Origin of the sequence: Halalkalibaculum sp. DA384, from assembly GCF_043951955.1 — a bacterium.
Lineage (GTDB): Bacteria > Bacteroidota > Rhodothermia > Balneolales > Balneolaceae > JAMQKA01.
Window position 1 is genome coordinate 68,738 of the sequence record NZ_JBINJE010000016.1, and the last position, 16,551, is coordinate 85,288.

Here is a 16,551-nt window from a genome sequence, read left to right on the forward strand (position 1 = left end):
TCTGCATGTGGCGGTGGCGTTTTATAAAGCCTCGGTTATGGTGAACTCGGTAGGAAGAATTGTGCGGGCCCGGAAACACGGGCGGAGAGAGGAGCAGGCGGCAGAACCATTTTCCCCACTTTGATTCCACCGCTACTTGGCTTAAATTCCCACCGAATATAAATAACGGTGAATCGCTCTTGCGTTAATCCAACAGGACGTTGCAAAACCGTTGGTTTGCCCAATCCCGGTATGGTTGCGAATTCAAAAACCACATCTGCATAAGATAAACTGCGGTTTTGAATTCGCCCAGCTGGACAAAACTGCTGGTTTTCCAATGCCCTCTCCAGAGCGATTCCCGGGCGCGTGGCCACCTCCCGGAACATCGGTAATACTTAACCCTAGTTTGGATCTCCATGATTGTCGATCTTCTCAAACCCGAGTTCGATGAACTGATCAAAAATAAAGATTGGGTCGCGCTGAAGGACATTCTGAACGATGTGCCGGCGGTGGACGTGGCGGAGCTGCTGGAAGAGCTGGAAGCCCAGGTGGCAATTGTCATCTTCCGGCTGCTTAAAAAACAGAAAGCCGCGGATGTATTTACCTATCTCAGCTCACAGAAGGGAGTGGAGCTGCTCGAAGTGTTTACCGCCCAGCAGCTCAGCGAGGTGATGTCGAACCTGGAGCCGGATGAGCGCGTGGCCCTGATGGAGGAGCTGCCCGGTCACCTCACCCAGCGGATGATGAACTCCATGAAGACCGACGATCGCAAGCTGGTGCAGAAGCTGCTCGGCTACCCCGAGGAGAGCGTGGGACGGCTGATGACCCCGCGGTACGTCAAAGTGCGCAGAGACTGGACCATCCGGCAGAGCCTGGAGCATATCCGCAAGTACGGGCACAGCGCCGAAACGGTGAACGTGATCTACGTGGTGGATGAGCACGAGCACCTGATCGACGATCTCCGCCTCAACCAGCTGATTCTGGCCGATCCGGAGGCCACGATAGCATCGCTGATGGATGAGTCGTTTGAAGCGCTTTCGGCCTTTGAAGACCAGGAGGACGCGGTAAAAATGCTCAGCAAGTACGATCGCGTGGCGATGCCGGTGGTCGACTCCGACGGCATCCTGGTGGGTATCGTAACCGTGGATGACGTAATCGACGTAGCCGAGGAGGAGACGACCGAGGATATGCAGCTGATGGCCGGGATGGATGCGCTGGACGACTACTACTCCCAGACCTCCGTCAGCGAGATGGTAAAAAAGCGGATTGGATGGCTCGTCATCCTGTTTATGGGGCAGATGTTGACGGTTACCGCCATGGCAACCTACGAAAGTGCCCTGGCCGCGGCGGCGATGCTCTCCTTTTTTATACCCATGATTATTTCAAGCGGCGGAAACTCCGGCTCCCAGGCGGCTACTCTTATCATAAGAGCGCTTTCCACCGATGACATCAACCTGGAGGACTGGAATAAAGTACTGAAAAGGGAGTTTCTTTCCGGGGCCCTGCTGGGCGGGCTGATCGGGCTGATGGGATCTGTGGTTATCGCGGCCTGGATGATGTTCCGCGGGGAACTGTTTTCGCTCAGCCTGGTACTGCAGGCCCTGACGGTGGGGTGCAGCCTGGTGGGCGTGGTATTGTTTGGGAATTTAAGCGGATCGATGTTACCTTTTTTAATGTCGAAGATGGGACTCGATCCCGCTGTTACCTCGGCACCGTTTGTGGCTACACTTGTGGATGTCACCGGGATTATTATCTACTTTTCCATCGCTCTGCTGCTCTTGCAGGGGGTGGTATTATAATTTGCAAGATGACAAGAATTGCCCGTTTTATCGGCAATGCCCAATAGAAAATTTTAAATAATAGTGAACAGATGAAGCAATATTTAGACCTGGTCCGTAACGTGTTGGAACACGGAGTCCGTAAAGAAAATCGTACCGGCATCGACACCATTACCAGTTTTTCCGAGTTTTACAAGGTGGATCTCTCCGAGGGATTTCCGCTGCTGACCACCAAGAAAGTCTATTTTCGGTCGGTAATCCTGGAGCTGCTGTGGTACCTGCGGGGCGAAGACCATATTCGCTGGCTGCGAGATGAAAAGGACTGCCACATCTGGGATGCCTGGGCCAATGAGGACGGGCACGTGGGGCCAATCTACCCGGTGCTGTGGCGGAACTTTCCCTATTTTGAGGAGGAAGAGCTCAGTTTCGAGGGCAATGCCTCCGACATTGTCCAAACCCAGCTGATAAAGAAGGAGTTTGACCAGGTGCAGCGGGCGATCGACATGCTGAAGAGCAATCCCAACAGCCGCCGGATCGTTGTGAGCGCCTGGCATCCCGGTCTGCTGAAAAAGATGGCGCTGCCGCCCTGCCACCTGATGTATATTTTCAACGTGGCGGACGGGAAGCTGAACTGCCACCTTACGCAGCGTTCCGGTGACATTGCGCTCGGCATCCCGTTTAACCTGGCGTGCTACGCCGCGCTTACGATGGCGATTGCCAACGAAGTAGGGCTGGAGTACGGCACGTTTGCCCACACCATCGTGGATGCTCACATCTATGAAAACCATATTGACGGGCTGAAGGAGCAGCTAACCCGCGAGCCGCGGAAATTGCCCCGCCTGGAGATCGCCGACAAGCCGGTGGATGAGTTGACGTTCGAGGACTTCCAGCTTCACGGCTACAATCCGCATCCCTCCATCAAGTTTGAGGTGGCCGTATGAAGTTGGTGCTGATTGCCGCACACGATCCCAACCTGGTGATAGGCAAAGACGGGGACCTGCCGTGGCATTACCCGGAAGATATGAAGCACTTCAAGGAAACCACGATGGGGTACCCGGTGTTGATGGGACGGGGGGAGTTTGAAGAGCTCGGAGAAAAGCCGCTGCCCGGCCGCGAAAATGTAGTGCTCAGTCGCAGCAGAGATTATGATCACGTGCCTGCTTTCAACACGATTGACAAGGCACTCGAATACCTAAAAGACTTTGAGTTGGTGTATGTTATAGGGGGAGGAGAAATCTACCGGCAGACGATCGGACGGGCTGACAAATTAGTAATTACGAAGATCCACAAAGAATACGAGGGAGACACTTTTTTCCCGGAGTACCGTGATGATATAGGAACAAAATGGAGAGAAACCAACCGGGAAGAGCACGGGGAGTTTACCATCGTAGAATATGAACGTATCTGAGGTGCTCCTTGGAACGATAAACACAACCCTCCAACGAGTGTATAACGCTCCAATTTAGATCCGAACGGGTTCGTTATTTAGTTCTTTTCCTTTTTAAAATCTTCTATCACCTGCGGCATTTTCTGGGCGATGAATTTGTGGTATTCATACATCTCATGCAGCCGGTCGATCTCTTTGTGGTCGGCGTTTTCCAGGTATTCGGAGGCCAGGTCCCGCAGCGAAAACACAAATTCAAGATGATTTTCCATAACCTGCCGCCAAGCATCATCCACAAGCCTGAAATAGACCTGGCGCTCTCCCGGTTTGCGCACTTTTTCGATAAAGCCCACCTGCAGAAGCAAACGCGTCATATTACTGACCGAAGCCTTGCTGACCTGCAAATTTTCCACCAGGTCTGAAAATGACTGCTCCGGTGGTTCACAAATGATGAGCCACCCGATAATCTGGCCTGCTATTCTGGGATGGCCGTTTTCTTCAAAAATCAAGCTGAAATTTTCAGTAAACTTCAGCTTTTCTTCATTTATTTCTTGGTCTGTATCTTCCATGTATTAGAACTGTATCTTAAGAAGTGAAAAAGCAGTTAAAACCAGGCGTTCCAGGATATCTGTTTTGAACCTCCGAATTTGAGCTTCTGTATTTTTCGGACAAGGTAATTATCGGCGGTTGTAGCAGAGAGCAATTGCCGGGGATATTTCACTCGCCGCGATACTCAAGACCCTGCAGCAGTATAACAAAAAAATGGTTCAATTTTGGTTGAGGGAAGCTGGATCAGAAGGAGGATACTTCTAGACCGGCGCCTTATTTGTTTACCATCCGTCCATCGGTGATAACCACCAGTCCCGGCATAATCACTTTGCCGGAGACATCCGTGATATCGGCATTATCGGGAATATCAAGCTCACCGGCTTCCCCGATACCGGTTATTACTCCATTCTGAACGATAAGAACCCCATTTTCAATTTCACTGCCTCCACTGGGTATGATGTCGGTTATCCGGGCTTGTTGCTGCCCGGCAGCCAGGCAGGGTATCAGCAGCTAAATGGGCAGCAGGTAGAGGCAGGATCGCTTCATCCGAATCTATTGTTGGTTCAGTGGTATATTTTTTTTGATTGTGAGAATAAGATCAAAGGAAGGCAAATACTTTTCACTATTTTACGGGTATAAAGACCATTTCGCTGGTGCAAACGAATTATAATGAACTGTTCAGGAAGGAACTCTTAATGTCATTGGATTTGCCGATTCCCAATAATAGCGAGGGAAAACCCCGAAAAGTCGGCCTTGAGCTTGAGTTTGCGGGATTGGAAATTGAGGAAGCCGCACGGATTATCCGGGATCTGTATGGCGGTGAAATTAAGAAGAGACACCGCTATCAGTTTAGTGTTGTTAATACGAATCTGGGCGATTTTGAGGTTGAGCTGGATGCCCGTATACTGAAAAAAATGGCGGGGACTGAATTGCTGGCAAATTGGGACCTGGATATTGACGAGGAGGCGATTAAAGATTCCATCGGTGATATCCTTGACAAGCTGGCGAAGGCGGTAATTCCGCTTGAAATCGTGATGCCGCCGCTTCCGGTCGGGGAACTCGCGGTACTGGAAGATTTGCGGGAGAAGCTGCAGCAGCAGAAAGCCGAGGGTACCGAATCGTCGTGGATGCACGCGTTTGGGATGCATATCAATATTGAGGCTCCTTCTCTGGAAGTCGATCTGCTGCTCCGTTATTTACGGGCATTTTTTATCCTTTATCCCTGGCTGCTCGAAGAACTGGACATTAACCTTTCACGGCGAATTTCACCCTTCATCGATCACTTCCCCGACCAGTACGTGGAGCGGATCTTGCAACGCGACTACAAGCCTTCGATGCAACAGCTGATTACGGACTACCTGGAGTTCAGTCCCACCAGAAACCGGCCGCTGGATATGATGCCGATCTGGGCGATGCTCGCAGAGGAGCAAGTCGCAGATGTTTTGGGAGATGAAAAAAACCGGCCTCGTCCCACCTTCCACTACCGGCTGCCCAACAGCAGGATTGAGGATCCTAACTGGAGATTTAAATCCGAATTGAAGCGCTGGACAGAGGTCGAAAAACTGGCGTCAAACAGCGAGATGCTGGACAAACTAAGCCGCTTGTACCTGTTCAGGAAAGGAGAGACATTTGTTTCGTTTCGGAAGGAGTGGGCCAAAACCACAGCAATACTACTGGATCTGGATGAAGAAAACTAAACCGATTATAGGAGTTACCAGCCCCGACCACGGCGGCACCGCAGGCTGGCTTTTCACCAAGCTAGCTCTTTGGCTGCAAGGGGCGGAGGCGGTGCGCATAACTACCGAACAGCTTTATCCCGCTGAACAACTGGATGGACTGATTCTGGGGGGAGGGGCAGATGTCAATCCCCGGTACTACGGGCAGCGGCGTGAATCAGCCTCGGGACCGGGCGTTTCCAAAAAGGGTGGTGTGTGGCAATATGTGATTCAGGCATTCTCAATATTCATGTATCCCTTCATTTTTTTGGTGCGCAAGCTGTTTGCTGCTGATACCCGCAGTATTGATAAAGAGCGGGATGAGCTGGAGTTGCGTTATCTGAATCATGCGCTGGAGCGGGGAATACCGGTACTGGGTATATGCCGGGGCGCGCAGCTGATTAATGTCAACCTGGGGGGAACGCTCTACCAGGACATCACCGGCTTTTATGGGGAAGTTCCACGCGTTTATTCCATCTTTCCAAAAAAAAGCGTGGAAGTGGACCGTGAAAGCAGGCTGGGTAAACTGCTTGACGAAGGGACGATCACCGTGAATGCGATGCATAACCAGGCGATTGACAAGCTGGCACCCCCGCTCCGTGTAGTAGCACGGGAAAAAACGGGTATCATCCAGGCTGTAGAACAACCAGACGCCCCTTTTTTGATAGGAGTGCAGTGGCATCCGGAGTATATGCCCCATGTGGCGGGACAGCGAAATATTTTCAAGGCCCTGGTCGATGCGGCCAGGGCAGCGAGCGGTAAGAATTAAAGGCTTTACCCGTAACCACCGGTTGACGGTTTCGCCTGGTTCTCACGTATCAACCTTGTAATCCACATACCGGCGCTCTTCGACAACTGATTCAATAAAATCGACAGCCTTTTTGTGATGGGCATTGCGGGTATACATCGTAAAATCCAGTTCGGTCTCAAAATCGGAAATCAGCACTACATCGTACGCCATGTCCGGCTCTTCATCGGAATTAATATTGATCCCAACTTCCACATTTTTTATCTCATCAATATTGGTCTTTAATCCTTCGAGGATCAGCTTCATCTTTTCGGCATTTTTCTGCCTGGTAGCCCCTGCGGCTTCCTCTTTTAATTTCCACATGACGACATGACGAATCATACAGTTCTCCCGATTATTGTTTTGTGTGTTGGTTGTGCTGAAAGTTATCGTAGGATTGAGAGTAATTAACGAACTCTGAATGCGAAAGCCAAATCCTGTTTATCGATCCGGGGACAGACCGAAATTCAAAATGAATCTAAATAAGTACCTTTGGGAAACGATTTAAACTTTATAAGTTTTTAGTAGACAACAACTTAAGCGATCAAAATTAAAAAATATTTATATATCTCATGAGTAAACCACTTAATGTTACCCAGAAACTGATTAAAAGCCATCTGGTAGATGGTGAGATGGTTCCGGGTCAGGAAATCGGCCTGAAAATTGATCAGACGCTAACGCAGGATGCCACCGGCACGATGGTGATGCTGGAACTGGAGGCGATGGAACTGGATGAAGCAAAAACAGAATTGTCTTGCCAGTACGTAGATCACAACCTGATTCAAACAGATTTTAAAAACCCCGATGATCACGTGTTCCTGAAGTCTGCCGCCGAGCGATTTGGCATGTGGTTCAGTCGACCGGGTAATGGAGTGAGCCATCCTATCGAAACGGAACGTTTTGCCATTCCGGGCAAGACGCTGGCGGGTTCCGACAGCCATACGCCCGCTTCCGGGTGCATGGGGATGCTCGCCATCGGGTCCGGCGGCCTCGATGTCGCCTTTGCGATCGCCGGTGAACCTCTGTATATCAAAATGCCCAAAGTGCTGGGCGTTGAGCTGAAAGGTGAACTTCCTGACTGGGTGAGCGCCAAGGATGTGGTGCTCGAAATGCTGCGCCGCTACGACGTGGACGGGGCGACGGGCTACGTTATCGAATATTTTGGGGAAGGCTTGAAGAACCTTTCGACGATGGATCGTCACGTCATTGCTAACATGGGCACCGAGATGGGCGCCACCAGTACCGTCTTTCCGGCTGATGGCGAAGTGCGCCGGTTCATGGAGTCGCAGGAGCGCGGCCACGAATTTGTTGAGCTGAAGGCCGATGAAGGGGCCGAATATGACAAGTATGAGGAGCTGGTGCTTGATGAGGTTGAGCCGCTTATAGCCCTGCCCAGCAGTCCGGGTAACGTGGTCCCGGTCCGCGAAGTTGAAGGCCAGGAAATTTACCAGTCATATGTCGGTTCTTCGGCAAACCCGGGCTACCGCGACTTCTGGATCGCCTCCGAGATTGTCAAAGACAAGACGGTAAATGACAATGTATCTTGGGATATCAACCCGACATCGCGGCAGATTATCGAAAATATGGTCAAAAACAATGTGATGTTTAACCTTGTACAGTCTGGCGCCCGTATTCACCAGGCCGGCTGTAACGGCTGTATCGGCATGGGACAGGCACCGGCATCGGGACAAAACAGCCTGCGCACGGTACCGCGCAACTTCCCGGACCGCTCCGGAACCCCGGAAGATTCGGTCTTCCTGGTAAGCCCGGAAACGGCGGCGGCATCGGCGCTGACCGGTAAAATTACCGATCCCCGCGATCTTGAGGATCTCTATAACATGAAATATCCCGAATTTGAGTATCCGCAGGATATTCACATAAATACCGAGATGCTCACGCCTCCAAAGCCAAAAGAAGAGCGCGGAGAGATCAAGAAGGGACCGAATATCTCAACAATGCCGGATTTTGATGAGCTGAAAGATTTCGACGTACCCGTGCTGCTCAAGATGGGAGATGACATCTCTACCGATGAGATCCTGCGCGCCGGGGCGGAAGTACTGCCGTACCGAAGCAACATTCCGGAAATCAGCAAGTTCACGCTCGATGTTGTGGACAAAAACTTCCACGATCGAGCGATGGAAGCGAAGGAAGAGCATGGGGGACACGTAGTTGTTGCCGGCGAAAACTACGCGCAGGGATCGAGCCGGGAACATGCGGCAATCGCTCCGCGCTACCTGGGCATGCGAGCCGTCATCGCGAAAAGCTATGCGCGTATTGGCTGGCAAAACCTGATCAACTTTGGTATCCCGCCGCTTGAATTCGAAAACGATGCTGACTATGAAGACATTGACCAGGGAGATATTCTTGAAGTGAACGATATCCGGAAAGCTATCAAGAATGGCAATGAAGTTGTTATCCACAATAAAACAAAAGACAAAAAATACACGGTCAAGCACACGTTTAGCGACCGGCAGAAAGAAGCGGTGCTTCACGGCGGAGTGATTAACCGCTTCAAGGCCGAAAAGAAAGCGGGCTAAGTTTCGTTTTCTATTAAATAAACCGGATATCATATCCGGACTGCACTTCACAATCCATTAATGGCACCTTTGAAAAAAGGTGCCATTTTTTTGATTCCGCTTTTTGTAATCCGGGTTTTGCCGGTCAAGTGAAAAGGCTTGTCGTGAGTTTTTGAACAAGTCTTGTTTTGTTGATTATCGCCCTTCTACGTTCATTTGCAGCGTATACACCGACCTACTTGCGGTGATAAACAGCGTTTGCCGGTCTGATCCACCGAAGGTCACGTTTGCAGTCCAGTTTTCGGGAACGGGTATATGCTCAACCTGTCTGCCGGCCTTGTTGAATATGGTGACGCCATCCCCGGTGAGGTATATATTGCCCTGCTCGTCGATCGTCATCCCGTCTGATCCCATATCGGTAAACCCGGTTTTATCTGAAAGGTGGCCGTTGGATTCAATGGCATAAGAGTACGTTTTTTGATCGCCGATATCTGCCACATAAAGCGTTTCTCCGTCGGGCGTACCGATAATACCGTTGGGTTTGACCAGCTCGTCAGCCACAATGACAACCTCCTGCCTGTCTGGGGTGAGATAGTACACGCGCTGCTGGTCCAGTTCCGGTTCTGTTCGCTCCCAGTAGTCACGCTGGTAATACGGGTCTGTAAAATATACTCCGCCTTTGGGGTCTACCCAGAGATCGTTTGGCCCGTTCAGTCGCTTTCCCCTGAACTGATCGACAAGCACTTCAACCGTTTTATCCGGGTTGATGCGCCACAGCTGGCTTTTTTCGTCGGCACAGGTAAGCAGGTTTCCCTTGTGATCAAAGTACATGCCGTTTGAGCGACCTGCTTCATCCATATACAGTGTCAACTCTCCGTCAATACTGTATTTCCAGATGTGGTTATTCGGTTGATCGGTGAAAAATATGTTGCCTTTGCGGTCGGCTGCCGGCCCCTCGGTAAAGGCAAACCGATCCGATAGGAGCTCAAGTTCGGCATTTTCTGCCGCGAGAGACATGTTTTGGGCATTCAGCAGCGGGATGGACAGGAACACGAAGAAAAGTAGCGAGATGGTAAAATTGCACAAAAAGCGGTGTGTAGTGGACAGTTTCGAACGGTGATTAATCAGCATGGTGTATTTTATTGAATGTTGGCAAATAGTTGTATTAACAAGCCAGGTTAATTGTTGTTGGCACCTGTGCCGGTCCGGTTTTCGTACCGTGGGCGCTGTGGTTTCTGGTGGGGATTCAGCTTCAACTGGCGCCTGATTTCCCGGATCGCACGCTCCAGCTGTGGATCGGTTCCCTGTGCAAGCTGGGTGGGATCGTCTTCCACCCGGATATCTGGCTCCACGCCGTGTCCTTCGGGAAACCATTCGCCGTCAGGATAATACATGCGGAATGTCGGCACGGTTACGGTGCCCCCGTCGACCAGGTCCGGGACGCCCGTGATTCCGATGAGGCCGCCCCACGTGCGGGTCCCGATCAGGGGACCGAGACCCGACTGCCTGAAGTAGGAGGGAAAGGCATCACCGCCGGAGCCGCTCCACCCGTTGATGAGCATCACTTTCGGGCCAAAACTGGCCACGGGCGGCCACTGCCAGTCCTGCCCGTCGCGTACAGCCCAGTAGGCCAATTCCGGTCGGTTTAGGAGCTCGATAAAGCGGTCGGGAATTTGACCGCCGCTGTTAAAGCGTTCGTCAATGATGAGTGCCTCCTTGTCATATTGGGCCATAAACTGCCGGACCAGCTCGTTCTGTCCATCAATGCCGGTACTGCGGACATAGATGTATCCCACCCTGTTGTCAGTGGCCTCGGCTACCCGCTGTCGGTTAGATTCTATCCACGCCAGGTGGCGGAGCCGGGTTTCATCTGCGAGGGTTTCCACCAGCACCTTTTGTGCGTTTTCCATCGTGGGTTCGCTGTTTACAGTTAGCTCAACCGTTTCCCCGGCCAGGCCCTGGAAGGCGGCGTATGGATCTCGGCCGGTGTCGATGGGCACGCCGTTAACAGCAAGAATATAATCACCCTCCTCGACATCCACGCCAGGCTGACTGAAAGGAGAGCGCACCTCGTTATCCCAGGGAGCGCCCTGCACAATATTTTCAATGCGATATGCGCCGTTGTCGAGCTCCCAGTCGATGCCCAGCAAACCCACGCCGCGCTGCTCGGCACTTTCCTGGTCTCCGCCGCCGCGATACGTGTGTGAAGCGTTGAGCTCGGCGATCAGTTCCCCGACCACATAATTTACATCATTGCGGGTAACAGCGTCATCGAGCATGTGCTGATACCGCTCTTTCATGGCTTTCCAGTCTACTCCGTGGAAATTTGGATCATAAAAATAATCTCGCACCAGGCGCCAGGCATCGTTAAATATTTGTTGCCACTCTTCTTCGGGGGTAATATTCATGGTCAGCTCACCGGTCCGGAGCGGTTTGCTGATCTCCTGCCCGGGAGACGGATCAATAATGGCGTACTTGTCCTGGCTCTGAACGAGAATCTTGTCTCGGTCAGCCGAAAGCTGGTACCCGCTGATGCCGTCTATAATCTCCTTTTCTTCCCGCTCTTCCAGGTCGTAATAGGCCAGGGTGCTGCCATTTCCGGCCGCCCCCGTTCGGGCAAAGCGTTGATACAGCACTTTACCGGAGAGTGCACTGATATCTCCATAATTTCCGGCCTCGGGGGGAAGCTGTACCAGGCGCGACTCAAATCCTTCGAGATCGATCTCGACTTCTTTGGTTTCTTCCTGCTCACTTTTACTCCCATTCCCATTAACAGGCTCGCTCCCGTCCTTAATTTCCACTTCGTCATTGCGGGGCGCCAGGGGAGAATCGATTTCGTCGGTCAGGGGAACGGCGACAATATTGGTGCTATTGGCGTATATCCAGGTATTGTCGAGATCGCTGTACGCCGGGTTCATTGTCCGGCTGGAAAGGAAATAGAGATAGTTCCCATCCGGATCAAAAACGGGTCGGCGGTCGTGATAGTAGCTGGAGGTTAACTGCGTCGTTTCTCCAGTCTCGGTATGGTAGATAAAAATGGCGTTCTGGCGGTTGCCCATTCCCCGTGAAAATGCGACCCAGCGACTGTCAGGCGACCAGCCGGCTGAAAAATTGCGGAGGGTGCCTTCATACATCCACTGCCCCCTGCCAATGGTTGTGAGGTTATCTTCTTCTCTGTCGTAGAGTCTGATATTCATGGCGTTGTCAACAAATACCAGCTTTTTGCTGTCAGGCGACCAGTACAGGTTGTACTTGAATTTGGAACCGGTGGTTGTCAGCGTGCGCTCATCTCCAGTTCCCCTGTTATCGCGAACAGCCAGTTCGTATTCGCCCGATCGGTCGCTCCAGTAGGCCACGTAGTTCCCGTCCGGAGACCAGGCGGGAAAGCGTTCGGCAATCCCGGAGCTGCGCGTCAAATTCAGGATGGGCCCATGTTCTGCCGGAACAGAAAAAAGATCGCCCCGGGCCTGGAAAAGGGCGCGTTTCCCGTCTGGAGAAATGAAACTGTTCTGAATCAGGGTACTAACATTCTCGGTATGCGGTTTCAGGGAGGTTTTGTCCGTCACTACATCGACCTCAATTTCCCGGGTTTCCTCGGTATCCAGGTCCATCAGGAACAAGTTACCACCGGCCTCAAAGACCATGTCGGAGGGACCGATGGCCGGGAAATGGATGTCATAATCGGTGAAATCAGTAACCTGGCGTTTTTGCCCGCTGTGTTGATCATACGCCCAGATGTTGTAGCGGAGATTATCCCCGCGGTCTGACACAAAATAGAGCGTGGAGCCGTGCCACATCGGCTGGTCATCGTTGGCATCACTCTCGGTAATTTGCTCTGATTGGTACGTCTCCAGCTCGAAAAGCGTGATATCCGGGTTCATGCCGCCTCGGTACCGCTTCCAGGTGCGGAATGCCCGCGATATCGGAGTGTAGGCGATGGTCTGTCCATCCGGGGATATTGCGCCAAATTCGCCATACGGCACCGGCAGCTTTTCCGGCAATCCACCGTTTACAGGTACCCGGTAAAACTGGTTGTAGCGCTGGCGGCCGCTTTTTTGGCTGGATGAAAACAGGATCTCCTCCCCGTCCGGGAACCAGTCCAGCACCCGCTCGGTCATCGGGTGATGCGTGATACGACGAGGCACGCCCCCCTTGGCCGGGATTACGTAAATATCATTATTGCCGTCGTAGTTGGCATTAAACGCCACCTTAGACCCATCCGGAGAAAATCGCGGAAATGATTCCTGACCGCTGGCAGTTGTCAGTCGGTTTGCAGTACCGCCCTCTTTCGGCACGATCCAGATATCGCCGGCGTATGAAAAAACAATATCTGTTTCAGAGACGTCAGGCTGGCGGAGCATCCGGGCATCGACCTGGGCCGACAAGTCGGCAACCAAACCAATACAGAAAATAGAGGTGAGTAATGAGGTCAGAAAGGTAAATTGTTTCATGATATCCCCGAATTCAGCTTGTTAAGTAGATTTATTATGGAGGGTTTAGCAAAATCGTTGTTTTGGCCAAATTTGCCATGTGTGCGAAGTTTAATCCTCATTTATGGGATTTAAAACTGTATCAAATTCGCTGCAGGCACTGGTCTTGGGAAAACCCTCTTTCTCAGTAAAAAACGATTACGATAGCACAACCATCGTGTTTCAAAAAATGTACAAAAATGTTTTTACAAATTTCCAATCAGTGTGTATATTTATACACACTGAAGTGTTAACAAGAATTTTTGTTGAAAAGTTGAAAAAAGAACCTTCCCCCGCCCTATGGGATCGTCTCGGCATCAGTCTTTCGGGGATCTGCGCTGTCCACTGCCTTTTTTTCCCGGTAGCTATAGCTCTTTTACCGTTATGGCCGGCAGCCGAGGCGATCCACGACTGGACGCATCCGATCCTTTTTTTACTTATTGTGCCCACCGTAATTTTTGCACTGCGGGGCGGAGTAGTCGATAGCCGTGTCCCCGCTTTGCTCTATGCCGGGTTGCTTGTCGTGGGGTTGGCGTGGCTGCTGCATGACCCGCTCGGAAATTTCGGAGAGGCTGCCGTAACGATGGCGGGGAGTGGTCTGCTGGTCGCCGGTCACTGGTTCAATTACCGGTATCACAAAAATCGCTGCAAAACCGCACTGGATCATGAAACGTCTTAACTTTACCCTCAACGAGGAAACGGTAAAGCTACTCGAGCAACTTTCAGGCAAGTATTATGACGGGAATAAATCCCAAACCGTACGGGCTGCCCTGGAAAGCCTGGCCGCCCACATCGGTCATGAGGGCTGGGTGATCACCGGGTACACCCCCAAAGAGATTGATGACGAGGTCAATTGCCATTCGTGCGGCGAGTCTCACCACAAGGGAGAAGTGTTGTACCGCCCGGTATTTGAGCGTGGCAAGAGCCCCAGGGCGCTGCCCCGGATTCCCTCAGAAACCTGGCTGGACTGCACCGAATGCGCAGAAAAACAGTTTGAGGCCTGAACCCGGGACCCACAAGAAGACACCTCTTTCGATGGCAGTTCACAACATATCGGGAGATGGGAAATTCACCTGCGGTTTATCATCTGTTGAATGGCTTTTCGCACCTTTTTCAGGGTGTTGTGAGCATATGAATTCTCTCCCCGCGGCCGTAACTCCTGGTTCAACAGTATTGCCACCCGGATGGCGCATCCCCAGGAGAGGGTGACGCCTGCACCGCCGTGGCCGTAGTTATGGATGATTAACCGGTTTCCTTCCAGTGATTTTTCAAGGCGAAGGCCGTCCTGCTTATTCCTGACATACCGGTAACCGACCTGGGCCGTACGATCCCGGTAACGGTTGAGATCCATTCCGTATGTGTATGCCAGAATATCCTTATTCAGCTCTATGACAGGTTTGGGAATCAGGATTTCCCCAACGCTGGTAGTGGCTTCTGGAGAGATGCCCTTCCAGCGGCCGCTGGAATCCATGGTACCCTCCAGCCGACTGCCCCCGATAATCCAATCCCCGTTACGGGGGTAGCAGTATACATCCTGGGCGTTGCCTTCCGCATCGGCATACACCGCTGTCCTGGGATTATAGTTGTATGAGATGGTTTGCCCGAATCGATTTTTTATCTCCGGCACGCCCCGAATCTTGAGCAGATGGCCCTTAAACACGCTGACTGAGCCGGAGTCACCAAACAGGGAGTGACCGGTCAGTCCACTACAATTTATGATTGGGGTTGAAAGTTGGGCGACCGATTGTCGATCGAGTGTCCGGATAGAGATACGGCCTCCCAGCTTCTTGTACCACCGGAACAACAGGGGCAGGTACACGGGCCAGTCTGCGAACAGGCAATTGAAGGTCCAGCCACAGAGCTTTCCCGTTGCAGTACGGAGAGGTACGTCTTTCTCGGTTTGCCAGGTGGTGTCAATACGCCGAAAGTGGCTCATTATCGGGGCGTAGTCGGGGGATTCTTTGTCATATTCGAAGACTTCGAAATGTTGATTCCGTGATATACCCTCTACCTGTTCGTCGATTAGGAGTTCGAAAATTTGATGCGAATCGCGGAAACAGGGGAGGACCTCTGCTCCAAATACGGAGTGCGGAATAATTGAGGCGGAAGGGTAGAGGCTGGCAAATTCTGGATCATTGGGATTCAGAGGGGCATCCGCACGATCTTTTGACATAATGTGGGTTTGATATCCCAGCAGTTGAAGAACAACGCCCGTAGTAATACCACTAATTCCCGCCCCGATGATGGTTACCTGGTTATTGAGGCTGTTCATCTTCAGTGAATGTTATTTGTCATTCCAGGGAAGGCGATCAAAATCCACATTACCACCCGAAACGATGACCCCGACATTCTGGATGGTACCGTTGACTTTTCCATTCATCAAGGCCGCAATCGGGACCGCACTGGAGGCCTCTATCACAATTTTGAGCCGTTCCATTACAAACCGCATCGCGTTTTTGATTTCAGTTTCCGATACTGTAACGATCTCGTCTGCATGGTTCTGGATGCAGGCAAAGGTCAGGTCTCCCAGGGAGGTTCGGAGTCCGTCGGCGATGGTTTCGGTGTGCTCAATGGGTATTAACCTGCCAGACTGGAATGATCGAAACGCATCATCTGCCTCTTCAGGTTCCACGCCGACGACGTTAAGGTCGGGATTCCCGGATGCTGCAATGGCAGTGCCGCTGAGGAGCCCCCCGCCTCCCACTGGTGCGAGGATCGTATCGAGGTCTGGCTGCTCCTCGATGAGTTCGAGCGCGGCGGTTCCCTGTCCGGCGATAATCCGGGGATCGTTATAGGGATGGATGAAGGTCGCGCCCGTTTCTTTGACCACCCGATCGAGCGCGCGTTCCCTTGCCTGCAGGGTCGATTCGCAAAACGTTATGTTGGCCCCGTACCCGCTGACTGCATTTACCTTGACGCGCGGCGCGTTTTCCGGCATCACGATATAGGCCGGTATCCCACGCATTTGCGCCGCGAGAGCCACAGCCTGTGCATGGTTGCCGGAAGAATGGGTAGCGACGCCCTGCCTGGCTTCCCCGTCCGAGAGTGAAAAGATCGCGTTTGAGGCTCCCCGGAACTTGAAAGCACCAACCTTTTGAAAGTTTTCACACTTCAGAAATACCCGGCAACCGGCGGCACTATTAAGGGACCTGCTGGTCAATACCGGTGTGTTGTGTACATGGGTGCGAACAAGCTTGTGTGCAGTACGAATATCTGAAAGAAGAGGAACTTGCATAATTGCGCTGGGTTGTTGGGGTGTTGATGCACGGGAATCTAACCATTCACCTAGAGATATTCACAGTGATTTTAACAGTGAACTTTTAGAAAACAGGAGAGGTCAACGTCTACTCATTCAAATACTGGTGGAGAACCCC

General features: G+C 51.9%; 14 protein-coding genes. 8 read left to right on the forward strand and 6 right to left on the reverse strand.

Annotated elements, in window-relative coordinates:
- Positions 1-395 precede the first annotated feature (395 nt).
- The 3 genes from mgtE to ACG2E4_RS10770 all read left to right on the forward strand — a co-directional run bounded on the left by mgtE (position 396) and on the right by ACG2E4_RS10770 (position 3,165).
- A complete protein-coding gene (gene mgtE / locus ACG2E4_RS10760; protein WP_395276540.1) occupies positions 396-1,778 on the forward strand; it encodes a magnesium transporter in 1,383 nt (460 codons plus the stop codon).
- A 71-nt stretch (positions 1,779-1,849) separates the two neighbouring features.
- Positions 1,850-2,698: a thymidylate synthase gene (locus tag ACG2E4_RS10765; RefSeq protein ID WP_395276541.1), complete on the forward strand. Its 849-nt coding sequence runs from the start codon at positions 1,850-1,852 to the stop codon at positions 2,696-2,698.
- Positions 2,695-3,165: a dihydrofolate reductase gene (locus ACG2E4_RS10770; protein WP_395258651.1), complete on the forward strand. Its 471-nt coding sequence runs from the start codon at positions 2,695-2,697 to the stop codon at positions 3,163-3,165. The genes ACG2E4_RS10765 and ACG2E4_RS10770 overlap by 4 nt, the downstream gene beginning before the upstream one ends.
- 77 nt (positions 3,166-3,242) lie before the next feature.
- Here the strand turns inward: ACG2E4_RS10770 and ACG2E4_RS10775 are convergent, their stop codons facing one another.
- On the reverse strand, positions 3,243-3,710 hold the full coding sequence (locus tag ACG2E4_RS10775) for a GbsR/MarR family transcriptional regulator (protein ID WP_395258649.1): 468 nt from the start codon (positions 3,708-3,710) through the stop codon (positions 3,243-3,245).
- A gap of 675 nt (positions 3,711-4,385) precedes the next feature.
- On the opposite strand from ACG2E4_RS10775, the gene ACG2E4_RS10780 reads away from it, so the two are divergent.
- Both ACG2E4_RS10780 and ACG2E4_RS10785 read left to right on the forward strand, forming a co-directional pair.
- Positions 4,386-5,387: an amidoligase family protein gene (locus ACG2E4_RS10780; RefSeq protein WP_395258646.1), complete on the forward strand. Its 1,002-nt coding sequence runs from the start codon at positions 4,386-4,388 to the stop codon at positions 5,385-5,387.
- Positions 5,374-6,174 carry a gamma-glutamyl-gamma-aminobutyrate hydrolase family protein gene (locus ACG2E4_RS10785; protein WP_395276542.1) on the forward strand — a complete coding sequence of 267 codons (801 nt, stop codon included), beginning with the start codon at positions 5,374-5,376 and terminating at the stop codon, positions 6,172-6,174. The genes ACG2E4_RS10780 and ACG2E4_RS10785 overlap by 14 nt, the downstream gene beginning before the upstream one ends.
- A 42-nt stretch (positions 6,175-6,216) precedes the next feature.
- Here ACG2E4_RS10785 and ACG2E4_RS10790 read toward each other — a convergent pair whose 3' ends face one another.
- Positions 6,217-6,534 carry a Dabb family protein gene (locus ACG2E4_RS10790; protein WP_395258641.1) on the reverse strand — a complete coding sequence of 106 codons (318 nt, stop codon included), beginning with the start codon at positions 6,532-6,534 and terminating at the stop codon, positions 6,217-6,219.
- A 230-nt stretch (positions 6,535-6,764) separates the two neighbouring features.
- On the opposite strand from ACG2E4_RS10790, the gene ACG2E4_RS10795 reads away from it, so the two are divergent.
- Entirely contained in the window at positions 6,765-8,729 is a 1,965-nt protein-coding gene (locus ACG2E4_RS10795; RefSeq protein ID WP_395276543.1) for an aconitate hydratase, read from the forward strand.
- A 174-nt stretch (positions 8,730-8,903) separates the two neighbouring features.
- On the opposite strand, the gene ACG2E4_RS10800 is transcribed toward ACG2E4_RS10795, so the two are convergent.
- Together ACG2E4_RS10800 and ACG2E4_RS10805 are read right to left on the reverse strand one after the other, a co-directional pair.
- Positions 8,904-9,839, reverse strand: a complete 936-nt coding sequence (locus tag ACG2E4_RS10800; protein ID WP_395276544.1) for an SMP-30/gluconolactonase/LRE family protein — start codon at positions 9,837-9,839, stop codon at positions 8,904-8,906.
- 47 nt (positions 9,840-9,886) lie between these two features.
- Positions 9,887-13,159 (reverse strand): PDZ domain-containing protein, encoded by a 3,273-nt coding sequence (locus ACG2E4_RS10805; RefSeq protein WP_395276545.1) that lies wholly within the window; start codon positions 13,157-13,159, stop codon positions 9,887-9,889.
- A 292-nt stretch (positions 13,160-13,451) separates the two neighbouring features.
- On the opposite strand from ACG2E4_RS10805, the gene ACG2E4_RS10810 reads away from it, so the two are divergent.
- Together ACG2E4_RS10810 and ACG2E4_RS10815 are read left to right on the forward strand one after the other, a co-directional pair.
- Entirely contained in the window at positions 13,452-13,856 is a 405-nt protein-coding gene (locus ACG2E4_RS10810) for a MerC domain-containing protein (protein WP_395258633.1), read from the forward strand.
- A complete protein-coding gene (locus ACG2E4_RS10815; RefSeq protein ID WP_395276546.1) occupies positions 13,843-14,181 on the forward strand; it encodes a hypothetical protein in 339 nt (112 codons plus the stop codon). The genes ACG2E4_RS10810 and ACG2E4_RS10815 overlap by 14 nt, the downstream gene beginning before the upstream one ends.
- Positions 14,182-14,246: 65 nt before the next feature.
- Here ACG2E4_RS10815 and ACG2E4_RS10820 read toward each other — a convergent pair whose 3' ends face one another.
- Together ACG2E4_RS10820 and ACG2E4_RS10825 are read right to left on the reverse strand one after the other, a co-directional pair.
- The gene (locus ACG2E4_RS10820) at positions 14,247-15,449 is read right to left on the reverse strand and encodes an FAD-dependent oxidoreductase (RefSeq protein WP_395276547.1); all 1,203 of its coding nucleotides are present in this window, start codon (positions 15,447-15,449) and stop codon (positions 14,247-14,249) included.
- Positions 15,450-15,461: 12 nt separating this feature from the next.
- Positions 15,462-16,412, reverse strand: coding sequence for a pyridoxal-phosphate dependent enzyme (locus tag ACG2E4_RS10825; protein WP_395276548.1), 951 nt, complete (start codon positions 16,410-16,412; stop codon positions 15,462-15,464).
- Positions 16,413-16,551 lie beyond the last annotated feature (139 nt).

Coding starts and splice junctions, on each gene's coding strand:
- mgtE (WP_395276540.1), top strand. CDS start 396: ATGATTGTCGATCTTCTCAAACCCGAGTTCGATGAACTGATCAAAAAT.
- ACG2E4_RS10765 (WP_395276541.1), top strand. CDS start 1,850: ATGAAGCAATATTTAGACCTGGTCCGTAACGTGTTGGAACACGGAGTC.
- ACG2E4_RS10770 (WP_395258651.1), top strand. CDS start 2,695: ATGAAGTTGGTGCTGATTGCCGCACACGATCCCAACCTGGTGATAGGC.
- ACG2E4_RS10775 (WP_395258649.1), bottom strand. CDS start 3,710: ATGGAAGATACAGACCAAGAAATAAATGAAGAAAAGCTGAAGTTTACT.
- ACG2E4_RS10780 (WP_395258646.1), top strand. CDS start 4,386: ATGTCATTGGATTTGCCGATTCCCAATAATAGCGAGGGAAAACCCCGA.
- ACG2E4_RS10785 (WP_395276542.1), top strand. CDS start 5,374: ATGAAGAAAACTAAACCGATTATAGGAGTTACCAGCCCCGACCACGGC.
- ACG2E4_RS10790 (WP_395258641.1), bottom strand. CDS start 6,534: ATGATTCGTCATGTCGTCATGTGGAAATTAAAAGAGGAAGCCGCAGGG.
- ACG2E4_RS10795 (WP_395276543.1), top strand. CDS start 6,765: ATGAGTAAACCACTTAATGTTACCCAGAAACTGATTAAAAGCCATCTG.
- ACG2E4_RS10800 (WP_395276544.1), bottom strand. CDS start 9,839: ATGCTGATTAATCACCGTTCGAAACTGTCCACTACACACCGCTTTTTG.
- ACG2E4_RS10805 (WP_395276545.1), bottom strand. CDS start 13,159: ATGAAACAATTTACCTTTCTGACCTCATTACTCACCTCTATTTTCTGT.
- ACG2E4_RS10815 (WP_395276546.1), top strand. CDS start 13,843: ATGAAACGTCTTAACTTTACCCTCAACGAGGAAACGGTAAAGCTACTC.
- ACG2E4_RS10820 (WP_395276547.1), bottom strand. CDS start 15,449: ATGAACAGCCTCAATAACCAGGTAACCATCATCGGGGCGGGAATTAGT.
- ACG2E4_RS10825 (WP_395276548.1), bottom strand. CDS start 16,412: ATGCAAGTTCCTCTTCTTTCAGATATTCGTACTGCACACAAGCTTGTT.